Here is a 12,198-nt window from a genome sequence, read left to right as displayed (position 1 = left end):
TTCGCCACTGCCCTCCGGCGACGACATCTGAGTGTTTGGCAAGATGCGTCTTTTCCGGGCGTTTCACCGGGCCGCATGAGACTCCCTACCTTTCTCGCCACCGCCGCACTTATCGTCTTTTCACAGCTTCACGCCGCCCAGCGGCCGAATGTGCTGTTTATGATGGCGGATGACCTCAATAACAGCCTGGGGTGCTATGGGCACCCGCTGGTGAAAACGCCGAATCTGGACAAGCTGGCGGCACGAGGGGTGCGGTTTCAGAATGCGAACTGCCAGTTTCCGCTGTGCGGCCCGAGCCGGAATTCGATACTGACGGGGCTTTACCCGAACAGCACGGGGATCCTGACCAACTCCCAGCTTTTCCGCCAGACGATCCCGAACGCGGTGAGTCTGCCGCAGGCTTTTCGGAGGGAGGGATACTTCGCCGCACGCATCGGGAAACTTTATCACTATGGAGTGCCGAACTCGATTGGCACGAATGGGCATGATGACCCGGCCTCATGGGAGCTTGAGCTCAACCCTGCGGGCTGTGATCGCTTGATCGAGCATCCGGATATTTTTTCGCTCCTGCCCGGGAACTTTGGTGGGACGCTGAGCTGGTATGCCTCGCCGCGGCCGGATGAGAAGCACACGGATGGGCTTCAAGCGAAGGATGCGGAGTGGGTGCTGGAGCGCTGTGCGAAGGAGAAGGACCGGCCGTTCTTTCTCGCGCTGGGGTTCTTCCGTCCGCATACGCCGTATGTGTCGCCGGAGAAGTGGTTCAAGGGTTACCCGGAGGCGGAGATGCCGGTGGTGCAAGGGGTGAAGGAGGATCAGGCGGACCTGCCTGTGCCTGCGCTGGGGAGTTACAAGAAGGAACAGGACAAGCTGACGGATGACCTGCGGCGTCAGGCGGTGCAGGCGTACTTTTCGGCGATCAGTTTCATGGATGCGCAGGCGGGCAAGGTGCTGGATGCGCTGGACCGGCTGGGACTGGCGGAAAACACGATCGTGGTGTTCACCAGTGACCATGGGTACCATCTGGGTGAGCATGGGCTGTGGCAGAAGCAGAGCCTCTTTGAGGAGAGTGCCCGGGTGCCGATGATCATCGCCGGGCCTGGGGCCAAGAAGGGTGTGGTGGCCAATGCGCCCGTGGGTTTGATCGATCTCTACCCAACGTTGGCGGAGCTGTGTGATGTCAAAGCTCCCGCGAATCTTCAGGGGCAGAGCCTGGTGCCAATGCTGAAAGACCCGACGGTCAAGGGTCGCGGCTGGGTGCTGAGCCAGGTGGTGCGCGGAGGGGGCTTCAAGCGCATGGGCGCCAGTGCTGCGAAGGGCGATGATGGGAAGCGGATCTTTGGCTATGCGCTGCGCACGGACCGCTGGCGCTACATCGAATGGAACGAAGGTGCTGCGGGCAAGGAGCTCTACGATCATGAGACGGACCCCAAGGAGCTGACCAATCTGGCGGACAAACCTGAGCAGGCTGAAGTGCAGGCGAAGCTGGCTGAGCAGCTGCATGGCATCGTGAAGACGACGTATCCTGCGAGTGGGAAGACGCCGGAGATTCCGCAAGGGAATGTGATGTATGCGCCTGAGCTGGTGGATCCGCAGGGCGGCAAAGCTGCCAAGAAGTGACCGTGCAATCCAAGGTGGCCAGGGTTCGTGCATCCAGCACCGCCTTGACCTCTCCCCATCCCCCTTCCCTTCATCCTCTTTATCGGCCCATGAAACCCCTGCTCCTCCTCCTTTCGTCATTCACCCTGCTGCACTCCGCCTTCGCAGCCGAGACTCCGAACATTGTGCTCATCAACATTGATGACCTTGGTTATGCGGACATCGGTCCGTTTGGTGCCAAGATCTCCACGCCCAACATCGAACGGATGGCGCAGGAGGGGATGAAGCTGATGAGCCACTATGCGGCGCCGGTGTGCACCCCTTCCCGCGCAGCGATGATGACCGGCTGCTACCCGAAGCGGGTGCTGCCAGTGCCGCATGTGCTGTTTCCGGCGGCGGCGGTGGGACTGAGCCCCGAGGCGACCACGGTGGCCGAGGTGCTGAAGGGCGCGGGCTACGCCACGACGTGCATCGGCAAATGGCATCTGGGCGACCAGCCGGAATTTCTGCCGACCAATCAGGGCTTCGACAGCTACTACGGCATTCCTTATTCCAATGACATGGGGCCGGGAGCGGAGGGATCAAAGAGCAATCCTGACCAGCCGCTGCCGAAAGGGCCAGCCAAGGGCAAAGGCAAACAAGGAGCTGCCAAGGCCGATGCTGAGCCGGAGACGGGCATCAAGGGACCGGCGCAGCCGCCGCTGCCGCTGATCGAAAACCACAACGTGGTGGAGCGCGTGAAGGCGGAGCAGCAGCACACCTTCACCCGGCGCTACACGGAGCGTGCGGTGAAGTTCATCCGCGAGCATCAGAAGAAGCCGTTCTTTCTTTATCTGCCGCACAACGCGGTGCACTTCCCGCATTATCCGCATCAGGATTTCATGGGCAAATCGGGGATCAGCCTGCAGAAGGACTGGGCGATGGAGGTGGACTGGTCTGTGGGACAGGTGCTGGACACACTGCGTGAGCTGAAGCTGGACGCGAATACGCTGGTGATCTTCACGAGCGATAATGGCGGGCCGCTCAATCAGGGCGCGGACAACACGCCGCTGCGCGGAAGCAAGGGCAGCACGCTGGAAGGTGGGATACGCGTGTGCACGATCGCGTGGTGGCCGGGGAAGATCGCGGCGGGTTCGAAGACGAATGAGATTACCGCGCACATGGACTGGCTGCCGACTTTTGGGACGCTGGCGCGATGCAAGAGCGTGGGAGCGCTAACGCTGGACGGCAAAGACATCTCGCCCGTGCTGCTGGGCCAGAAGGGTGCGAGCGGGCACGATGTGTTTTATTACTATGCGGGCTTCAACCTGCAGGCGGTGCGCAGCGGAGCGTGGAAGCTGCACCTGGGCAAAAAGGAGCTGTACAATCTCGACGAGGACATCGGCGAAGCGAGGAATGTGGCGGCTGAGCATGCCGACATCGTGGCGCAGCTGGAGAAGCACGCGGAGACGATGAAGGCGGACCTGGGAGACAAGACGAAGGATGCGCCGGGTGTGCGTGAGCTGGGACGGGTGGAGCATCCGCAGCCGCTCATCAGTGCTGACGGCACGGTGCGCGAAGGGTTTAACAAGATCGCCAAGACACTGCCATGAAGACCGCCCTGTGTCTTTTTCTCGCCACTGCATCCTTCGCGGCAGATGCGCCGCTGCTGAAGGATGAGTTTCTGCTGCCGAACTTTGAAACCCGCCGTGCCGCGCGAGGTGAGTGGAAGTTTGCGGAAGGCTGCGCCACGTGCACGCAGGATGATGCGCTGTTCAAGAAGAACAAGGATCATGGGCCGATCCTGTTTTATGATCTGGCTTACACGGACGCGGCCATCCACTTCGCGGTGAAGCCGGATGCGGCGAACAAGATGATTGTCTTCACGGCGAACGGTGCGGAGGGGCATGTGTTTCGGCTGGTGTTCAGCCAGGCAGGCATGGGAGTGCGGGCGTTTCCGCCGGAGGAGAAGGACCATAAATCGATCTCGCTGGGGAATGAGAAGGCGGTGGTGCTGAAGACGGATGCGTGGACGAAGATCCGTGTGGAGCTGCGCGGCAGCAAGGCCACGGTGAAGATCGGGGATTTTACGAAGACGTATGAGCATGCGTCGATTGCGCGTGCGAAGACGAATCTGAGTGTGGGCTTCAGCTACGGCACGGTGAGCGTGACGGAGATGGTGGTGGAGAAGTAGGGGGGCTCTGGCGCGTTTCACATCATTTTATAGCCCACTCCCCTTGGCTCATGCCATCGTGCGGGCACAAAGCTACTCCCCTCACCCCAACCCTCTCCCCGAAGAAAAAGATACGGGTCTGTGCACTCGGGCACAAGGGTTACATTTTCTCCCGGGCACATAGGTGACACTTTTTTATGGCTGGGGCGGCTCATCCAAGCGCATGCAGCACCTTGTTTTTGTGAGCCTGCGCGCAGGGTGGCTTTCCGAGCGAGGCCTCAGCCGAGCCGGGAAGACGCCCGTAGCGCAGGCTCACAAAACACCGCCCCTCCCATCCTCGGCTTCACGTGGCTTGGCCCCAGCCTGTTTTGGCAGATTTTTATGCCCTTTGACCTTCATGGTGCGCTCATCAAAAACGCCCAGCTCAAGGTCTTGGAACCACACTGCCCAGCGCCCGTCTCCCACCGGCTCCAGCCCCACATCTTCGCCGCTGAGCACCTGTGTGAGATGCACCTCATGGCCGCTCCACTTGATCGTGCCTCCTGGCTTCACTTTGCGCCGGTGCCACTCCTCAGGGAACTCCCGCGCATCAGGCAGTCGCTGAGGATACTCAAGGCTCGATGGCCTGTAGTGTTCCGCAGGTGTGGTCTGGCCCAGCGCCTCGTGCGGGCGCTCGTGGTTGTACTCGCGGCGGAACTCGTCAAAGCAGCGCTACTGCGCCTTGAGCGTTCGTGCTGGCGGTGATGCGGTGTGCTGTTCCAGCGTGCGATGAAAGCGCTCGTGCCGTCCGTTTTGCTGCGGCTTGCCCGGCTCGATGCGCTCCAACCTGATGCCCAGCCGCAACCACCACACGCTCAGTGCGCTGAGCCCGCCGAGCGTGCGGCTGGCAAAGGGCGGCCCGTTGTCCGAGCGTATCGCGCACGGCATCCCATGCTCCCGGAACGCGCTGATCATGATGGGCTGCACCAGCGGCCCTCCGGTCTTGCTGCCCAGGCACTGGCAGCGCAGAAGGTAACGGCTGCTGGCATCGGTGAGCGTCAGTGGACTGCACTTGCTGCCATCGCCCGTGCGGAACCATCCCTTGAAGTCCACGCACCACACCTCGTTGGGTGCACGTGCATGCCCCAGCGGCTGGCTGCTGGGCACTGCGCTGGCATGCGCGCGTCGCTTGATCGAATTGGACAGCCCATGCCTGCGCAAGATGTCGCTGACCGTGCTCTCCGCAGGATGCGGCCCCGCTTCAGACTCGCGCTGCAGCCGTGCCAGAAGCTTTGGCGCGCCCCAGTGTGGCCAGCGAGCCTTGAGCCGCAGGATATGCTCGACGACCTCCAACTCCGTGGCGTTGGGATGGTGATGCGGTGCGCTGGATCGCTCCTGCAATCCCTCCGCTCCTGCCTGCTCGTAGCGAGCGATCCACTTGTAGACGGACTTGCGGCTCACGCCGTATCGCCGGGCCAGCTCCGCTGGCCCATAGCCGCCGCTCAAATACTCGCCGATCATCTTCAACCGTTCCTTCATCTCGTTTGTTTGGTTCCAGGGCATCAGTCACCCTGTCACCCATGTCCCCGGGAGAAAGTGTCACCAACGTGCCCGGAACATACCGGATGCTCTGGGCTCCGGCGACGGCGGGCTGGGGACAGCCCGCCCTACCTGCGGGGCCTGTATCTACAGGCCGCCGAGTTTGCAAATGCGGTCCCAGTGTTTGGTTTCCACGGGGGTGATGGAGAGGCGGTTGCCGCGGCGGAGGATGAGCATGTCGGCGAGCTTGGGGTCGGCGCGGAGCATGTCGAGGGTGACGAAGGTTTTGAAGTCGGCCTCCCATTTCACATCGACCATGAGCCAGCGGGGGTCTTCGCGTTTGCTGCCCTTGTCGAAGTATTCGGAGGAGGGGTCAAACTGGGTATGGTCGGGATAGGCTTCCTTGACGATCTTCACGATGCCGGCGATGCCGGGGACGTCGCAGCTGGAGTGGTAGAAGAAGCCGAGGTCTCCCACGTTCATCTGGTCGCGCATCATGTTGCGGACCTGGTAATTGCGCACGCCGTTCCAGGGCTCGGTCTTTTTGGGACGCTGCTTCAGGTGGTCGAAGGAGAAGACGTCGGGTTCGGATTTGAGGAGCCAGTGGTGCATGAGGATGGCCTACGGAATACACGGAATACACGGAAAGGGAAAGGCAAGTTAGAGATGGCCCGATCAATGGGAGCTGATCAGTGGTTCGATGGCGTCGTTTGCTGAAGACCGCCGAACCGCACATGGAATGTGAGGACCACTTCACGCTGGGTTCGCGGTGTGATGGTGTCTAAAAAAACACCGAAACCGTTCATGAGGCCGGACTACTGCAGCGGGCGTGTGTTTATCACGCGTTCAGAGACGGGCGGGCTGTCGCCACACCCATCCCACGAACGAAAAAGTGCCACGTGGCTCAAACGGTGATCAGCCGGTTGCGGGCGGTGATGGGCCAGCGTTCGGTGGTTTTGAAGCCGTCGATGATGTAGGCTTCGCCGTGCATGGAGACGGTGGGGCAGACGTGGCGGGGGATGCCGTGGAGGGCCTGGCCGATGGTGAATTCGTGGGCGCGCTCGGTTTCGAGGACGAGGTGCTCCTCGCTCTGCATGACCGCGACCGCGTCGGGGAGTTCTTCGAAGCGGACGCGGGGGTGGGGATTTTCGGGGGCGACGGATTTGTGGCCGAGGTCGAGGGTGAGGCGGTTCACGCCGGGCTTGCTGATGACGCGGGCGAGAAGGACGGCGGCGGGCAGGAAGGGGAGATCGGCGGGGTATTTGTCTCCGTAGCCGAAGTCCCAGAGGACGGTGGTGCCGGGGCTGAGGGTGCGGTCTTCATAGCCGGCGTGGATGCCGAAGGTGGGGGAGCCGCCGGCGACGAGTTCTTTGACGATGATGCCCTCCCCCTGGAGGCGGCAGCGGAACTGGAGGACGGACTCGAAGGCGGCGTCACAGCGCTCGCGGCGGACGTCGAGGCTGTCGTCGTGGATGTGGCCGTCATAGCAATGGATGCCGCGGAACTGGAGACGAGGGGTGTCCTTGAGGACATGAGCGAGCATGGCGGCCTCATCGCCGGGGACGATGCCGGTTCGGCCCATGCCGCAGTCGATTTCGATGTAAACACCGAGGGTGACATTGTGCTGCTGGGCGGCGGAGGCGAGGAAGGTGATGACCTCTTCGGAGTCGGCGATGCTGGAGAACTGGGTGTCGGGGAACTTGACAGCGAGATCGCCGAGGCGCTGGGCATTGATGCCGACGCAGGGCATGGCGAGGAGGACGTCCGTGGCGCCAACGGCGGCGCACATCTCCGCCTCGGCGATGGTGGAGGTCTTGAACTGGGTGATGCCAAGACGGATCTGCATGGCGATGACCTCGGCCGTCTTGTGGGTCTTCACATGAGGACGCAGGCGTTTGGGATTGCCTGCGATCTGGAGCATGAGGGCCAGATTGTGCTCGATGCGCTTGCGGTAGAAGAGGAGCGCAGGCGATGGGATGTCAGCTTCGTTTTCGACGTGGAACCAGGCGGGTTGCATATGTGAGCACACCGTGGCGAGGACGGCGGGCGCGGTCAAATGCGCTCATCACCTGGATTTTGAGCTGACGGCGGGCGCCGGGCTAGGTGTTCTTTGGAATCCAGTCGCCTTCGCGGTAGTCGAGAGGCTTCTCTTTATCCGTATCGTGCTCCAACTTGATGGGTTGGAAGCCGCTGCAGCCAGGGAGGATCAACAATAGGGCGGCGAGAAGAAACAGGGACGGTTTCATGGCACGGAAGATGCGCGGTCCTCATGAAGGAGCAAGCTAACAAATTGACGGGATGAAATCCGTTCATGCAGCAGGCGCAGTGAGGGCTTGACCGGGCAGCCACACGCCGTCAGCATCGGGGCACCATGACCCGAGCCTCCATCGCCTTTGCCTTTGCCGCCCTCACCACCACCGCCATCGCCGGGGAAAACTTCCTCGTGTACTTTGGTACCAGCACCAATGCCAAGAATGGGAGCAAGGGGGTTTACGTCTCCCGGTTTAACACCGCGACTGGAGAACTGACGGAACCCCAGCTCGCTGTGGAGGCAGGCAATCCGGGCTTCCTGGCGATCCACCCGTCGAAGAAGTATCTGTATGCCTGCGGGGACGTGACGAAGGCCGATGGCAAGAAGGCAGGGGGGATCAGCGCGTTTGGGATCGACTCAAAAAGCGGGAAGCTGACGCTGATCAATCAGGCGGCGACGACCGGAGCGGGCCCATGCCATGTGAGCGTGGACAAGACAGGAAAGGTGGCGACGATCGCGAACTACGGCAGCGGGAGCATCAGCTCCTATGCGATCAAGGAGGACGGCTCAGTCTCTCCGGAAGTGAGCTTCTTCCAGCATGAGGGCTCAGGCGCGGACCCGAAGCGGCAGGCAGGACCGCATGCGCATTCGGTGAACTTCAGCCCGGACAATCGCTTTGCCTTCGCCTGCGACCTGGGGCTGGACAAGGTGCTGATCTACAAGGTGGACACGGCCAGCGGTAAGCTGACGCCGAATGACCCGCCCTTTGCCAAGACACCGGCAGGCGGCGGGCCGCGCCACCTGGCGTTTCACCCGAGCGGGAAGTTTGTCTTTGTGAACAACGAGATGGGGATGTCCGAGACGGTGTTTGCCTATGATGCGGAAAAGGGCGCGCTGACCGAGGTGGAAACCGTTTCCACGCTGCCGGAAGCGGACCGTGGCCTGAAGGGCCTGAGCACGGCGGAGTCGGTGGCGCATCCGAATGGGCGCGTGGTGTATGTTTCCAACCGCACGCACGACACGATCGCCGTGTTTGCCTGTGACCCTGCCACCGGGAAGCTGACGCTGCTGCAAAACGTGCCTGTGGAAGGCAAGATCCCCCGGAACATCTGCCTGGACCCGACTGGGAAGTGGCTGATCGCCGCGCATCAGGACAGCGCCACGGCGGCGCTTTTCAAGGTGGACCAGGACAGCGGCAAGCTCACCTTTACCGGCACCAAGGTGAACGTCCCGGGGAGCATCTGCGTGCGGTTCCTTGCGCTTGATTAACCTGCCACTGCCTTTACTCTCATACCCCCCAAAAAAACCCAGACTATGACCCAGCTCGATCAGCTCAAGCAGCACACCGTGGTAGTGGCCGACACCGGCGACTTCGAAGCCATGAAGGCCTACAAGCCCCAGGACGCCACGACCAATCCTTCCCTCATCCTCCAGGCTTCGCAGAAGGCTGAGTACAAGTCGCTGTTCGACAAAGCTGTGGCTGATGGCAAATCCGGCGGCGTGGACGCCGTGATGGACAACCTGGTGGTGGCCTTTGGTCTTGAGATTCTGAAGATCGTCCCCGGTCGTGTTTCCACGGAAGTGGACGCCCGCCTGTCGTTCGACACGCAGGCCAACATCGACAAGGCGCGTCATTTGATCAGCATGTACGAGAAGGCTGGCATCGGCCGCGAGCGTATCCTGATCAAGATCGCCTCCACGTGGGAAGGCATCAAAGCCGCTGAAGTGCTGCAGAAGGAAGGCATCAACTGCAACCTGACGCTGCTTTTCAGCCTCGCGCAGGCGGTGGTTTGCGCCGAGGGCGGCATCAAGCTGATCTCTCCTTTCGTGGGCCGCATCCTTGACTGGCACAAAAAGAGCACGGGCAAGGATTTCGCCGGTGCGGAAGATCCAGGCGTGCAGTCCGTGACGCAGATCTACAACTACTACAAGCATTTCGGCTACAAGACCGAGGTGATGGGTGCGAGCTTCCGCAACAAGGGCGAGATCACTGAACTCACCGGCTGCGACCTGCTGACCATCAGCCCGGGCCTGCTGGGTGAACTGGCTGCGAGCGAAGACGCCATCACGCCGAAGCTCAACGCTGCAAACGCGAAGTCCCTGAAGATCGAGAAGATAGGCAGCGACGAGAAGACCTTCCGCTGGCTGTTCAACGAAGACGCCATGGCGACTGAAAAGACCGCTGAAGGCATCCGCAACTTCGCGAAGGACATCGTGAAACTGGAAACGATGGTGGCTTCGGCTTTGGGCTGAGACTGAGCCGAAAGAAGGAAACGAGGAGAAAAAATCGGAGAAGAAGTTCTCTGATTTTTTCCCTTTTTGATTTCTTCGGCGTATCCCATTTTCATTATGCTGACCAAGCGCATCATCCCCTGTCTGGACGTGAAGGAAGGCCGTGTCGTCAAAGGCACGAAGTTCCTGCAACTGCGTGATGCCGGCGATCCGGTGGAGTGCGCGCAGGTGTACAATGCGCAGGGGGCGGACGAGCTGGTGTTTCTGGACATCACGGCGAGCCATGAGGAGCGCAAGACGATGGTGGATGTGGTGGCACGCACGGCGGCGAGCTGCTTCATGCCGCTGACCGTGGGTGGTGGCATCCGCACCGTGGCGGACATGCGCGAGATGCTGCTGGCGGGTGCGGACAAGGTGGGGATCAACACGGCGGCGGTGAAGACGCCGCAGGTGATCGATGAGGCGGCCAATGCGTTTGGCTGTCAGTGCCTGGTGGTGGCCATCGATGCGAAGCGCAATGCCCATGGCTCATGGACGGTTTACACGCATGGAGGCCGCAATGCGACGGAGCTGGATGCGGTGGAGTGGGCGGCTGAAGTGTGCCGACGCGGTGCCGGTGAGATTTTGCTGACGAGCATGGACTCGGACGGCACGAAGAATGGCTATGACATCGGGCTGACCAAAGCGGTGAGCGAGGCGGTGACGATTCCGGTGATCGCCAGCGGTGGCGCAGGGAACATTGACCACATGGTGGATGTGCTGCGTGATGGGAAGGCTGATGCGGTGCTGGCGGCGAGCATTTTCCACTTTGGTGAGTACACCGTGGGGGATGTGAAGAAGTATCTTGGTGAGCGTGGGGTGCCGGTGAGGCTGTAGGAGGCGGTGCTATAGCGGCCGCATACGCTTCCGGATTCCGGCTGAAGCCGGTACTACAATACGTAGGCTGGGTAGGCGCCTATGCTTCGTGAAAATGTCGTTTTCACTTTGGAAGTAGTGGGGGCGAGGGGTGAGAAGTCCAGAACGGGCTGAAGCCCGAACTACGAGCTGTGATTCTGTGCTTGGAATCTTGCGGGGTGTCCGTGTAGGCTGCGCCTATGAATCCATCCACGCTTTCCCGTCGTCAGTTCGGAACTCTTGCCAGTGTCAGTGCCATCGCGGCGATGCTGCGGACGCAGGTTGAGGCGGCGGACAAGGCGGCGGCCGGTGCAGGCAAGGTGAGGCACTCGGTGTGCAAGTGGTGCTACAAGCAGATCCCGCTGGAGGATTTTTGTGTGGCGGCGAAGGAGATCGGGCTGGAGTCGGTGGAGTTGCTGAATCCGGAGGATTTTGCGACGGTGAAAAAGCATGGGCTGCACTGCGCGATGGTGAGCTATCCGACGATTGAAGCTCCGGGCGGAGTGAAGCTGGGGCCGATCCCGAAAGGGTGGAACCGTGTGGAACATCATGACCTGCTGGTGCAGGCGTATGAGCCGCTGCTGCAGACGAGCGCGGAGGCGGGATTCAAGCAGGTGATCTGCTTCAGCGGGAACCGCGATGGCATGAGCGACGAGCAGGGACTGGAGAACTGCGCGAAGGGCCTGCAGCGTCTGATGCCGCTGTGTGAGAAGCTGGGGGTGACGCTGGTGATGGAACTCTTAAACAGCAAGGTGAACCACCCGGACTACATGTGCGACCACAGCGCGTGGGGCGTGGCTTTGTGCAAGAAGATCGGATCGCCGCACTTCAAACTGCTGTACGACATCTACCACATGCAGATCATGGAGGGGGATGTGATTGCCACGATCCGGCGGGATCATGAGTACTTTGCGCATTATCACACGGGCGGGGTGCCGGGACGGGCGGAGATTGATGAGACGCAGGAGCTGAACTACCCCGCGATCATCAAGGCGATCCAGGAGACGGGATACACCGGATATCTGGGACAGGAGTTCATTCCGAAACGGGCGGACAAACTGGCCTCGCTGAAGCAGGGGGTGCAGATCTGCACGGTGGCGTAGTGTGCGCGTTCTGCGCGTTCTGCGCATTCCTGCGCATTCCTGCGCTCAGCGAACTGCATCAGGAAATGCCATGCTTCATCACCTCTCCTTCGCCGTCACGGACATCGCACGCTCCGGGGCCTTCTATGATGCCGTGCTGGCACCGCTGGGGTACGGGCGGGTATGGGAGGATAAGACGTTTGTGGGGTATGGAACGGAACCGGGGAAGGATGTGTTTGCGCTGAAGCTAAGGCCTGAGAATGCATGCGTGCCGGGGGATGGGTTTCATGTGGCCTTCGCCGCGCCGACGCGGGAGGCAGTGAATGCGTTTTACGAGGCTGCGCTAGTGCATGGCGGCAGGGATATAGCGATTTCCAAAACCGATTTCCGGATAGCGGAGCAAAAAGTGCTGTACAAAACGTGCGGCAGTGCTTTGAGGATGGTTGTTGAGAGCGCAAGAACTCAGACCTGAT

The 12,198-nt window shown here is 61.1% G+C and carries 12 protein-coding genes and 1 pseudogene; 8 read left to right on the top strand and 5 right to left on the bottom strand.

Going from position 1 to position 12,198, the window contains the following annotated elements; genetic code table 11:
* Positions 1-75: 75 nt before the first annotated feature.
* The 3 genes from AC3RLQ_RS24450 (at position 76) to AC3RLQ_RS24440 (ending at position 3,769) form a co-directional block, all read left to right on the top strand.
* Positions 76-1,617, top strand: coding sequence for a sulfatase (locus AC3RLQ_RS24450; RefSeq protein ID WP_493031261.1), 1,542 nt, complete (start codon positions 76-78; stop codon positions 1,615-1,617).
* 89 nt (positions 1,618-1,706) lie between these two features.
* Complete coding sequence (locus AC3RLQ_RS24445; RefSeq protein ID WP_493031260.1) at positions 1,707-3,188, top strand: sulfatase family protein; 1,482 nt, start codon at positions 1,707-1,709, stop codon at positions 3,186-3,188.
* Positions 3,185-3,769, top strand: a complete 585-nt coding sequence (locus tag AC3RLQ_RS24440; RefSeq protein WP_493031259.1) for a hypothetical protein — start codon at positions 3,185-3,187, stop codon at positions 3,767-3,769. The genes AC3RLQ_RS24445 and AC3RLQ_RS24440 overlap by 4 nt, the downstream gene beginning before the upstream one ends.
* Positions 3,770-4,060: 291 nt before the next feature.
* On the opposite strand, the gene AC3RLQ_RS24435 is transcribed toward AC3RLQ_RS24440, so the two are convergent.
* From AC3RLQ_RS24435 to AC3RLQ_RS24415, 5 genes and pseudogenes are all read right to left on the bottom strand, one after another.
* Positions 4,061-4,300 carry a hypothetical protein gene (locus AC3RLQ_RS24435; protein ID WP_493038753.1) on the bottom strand — a complete coding sequence of 80 codons (240 nt, stop codon included), beginning with the start codon at positions 4,298-4,300 and terminating at the stop codon, positions 4,061-4,063.
* Positions 4,301-4,399: 99 nt separating this feature from the next.
* A pseudogene (locus AC3RLQ_RS24430) lies at positions 4,400-5,266 on the bottom strand (integrase core domain-containing protein); the annotation flags it as partial.
* A gap of 147 nt (positions 5,267-5,413) precedes the next feature.
* Positions 5,414-5,878, bottom strand: coding sequence for an EVE domain-containing protein (locus tag AC3RLQ_RS24425; protein WP_487681364.1), 465 nt, complete (start codon positions 5,876-5,878; stop codon positions 5,414-5,416).
* A gap of 292 nt (positions 5,879-6,170) precedes the next feature.
* Positions 6,171-7,283 carry a D-TA family PLP-dependent enzyme gene (locus tag AC3RLQ_RS24420; RefSeq protein ID WP_493031258.1) on the bottom strand — a complete coding sequence of 371 codons (1,113 nt, stop codon included), beginning with the start codon at positions 7,281-7,283 and terminating at the stop codon, positions 6,171-6,173.
* An 82-nt stretch (positions 7,284-7,365) separates the two neighbouring features.
* Positions 7,366-7,512: a hypothetical protein gene (locus AC3RLQ_RS24415; protein ID WP_493031257.1), complete on the bottom strand. Its 147-nt coding sequence runs from the start codon at positions 7,510-7,512 to the stop codon at positions 7,366-7,368.
* A 125-nt stretch (positions 7,513-7,637) separates the two neighbouring features.
* Between AC3RLQ_RS24415 and AC3RLQ_RS24410 the strand changes: the two genes are divergently transcribed.
* The 5 genes from AC3RLQ_RS24410 to AC3RLQ_RS24390 all read left to right on the top strand — a co-directional run bounded on the left by AC3RLQ_RS24410 (position 7,638) and on the right by AC3RLQ_RS24390 (position 12,197).
* The gene (locus AC3RLQ_RS24410; RefSeq protein ID WP_493031256.1) at positions 7,638-8,786 is read left to right on the top strand and encodes a lactonase family protein; all 1,149 of its coding nucleotides are present in this window, start codon (positions 7,638-7,640) and stop codon (positions 8,784-8,786) included.
* A gap of 45 nt (positions 8,787-8,831) precedes the next feature.
* The gene (tal, locus tag AC3RLQ_RS24405) at positions 8,832-9,770 is read left to right on the top strand and encodes a transaldolase (protein WP_493031255.1); all 939 of its coding nucleotides are present in this window, start codon (positions 8,832-8,834) and stop codon (positions 9,768-9,770) included.
* 96 nt (positions 9,771-9,866) lie between these two features.
* A complete protein-coding gene (gene hisF / locus AC3RLQ_RS24400) occupies positions 9,867-10,625 on the top strand; it encodes an imidazole glycerol phosphate synthase subunit HisF (protein ID WP_422321397.1) in 759 nt (252 codons plus the stop codon).
* A 218-nt stretch (positions 10,626-10,843) separates the two neighbouring features.
* The gene (locus AC3RLQ_RS24395; RefSeq protein ID WP_493031254.1) at positions 10,844-11,746 is read left to right on the top strand and encodes a hydroxypyruvate isomerase family protein; all 903 of its coding nucleotides are present in this window, start codon (positions 10,844-10,846) and stop codon (positions 11,744-11,746) included.
* A 70-nt stretch (positions 11,747-11,816) separates the two neighbouring features.
* Positions 11,817-12,197, top strand: a complete 381-nt coding sequence (locus AC3RLQ_RS24390; protein ID WP_493031253.1) for a VOC family protein — start codon at positions 11,817-11,819, stop codon at positions 12,195-12,197.
* The last annotated feature ends 1 nt before the right edge of the window (position 12,198 follow it).

The organism is Prosthecobacter sp. GW821-HT29F12 (assembly GCF_058803405.1).
Note: the sequence above shows the minus strand (reverse complement) of the source record. Positions and strands in the feature narration are given on the sequence as shown.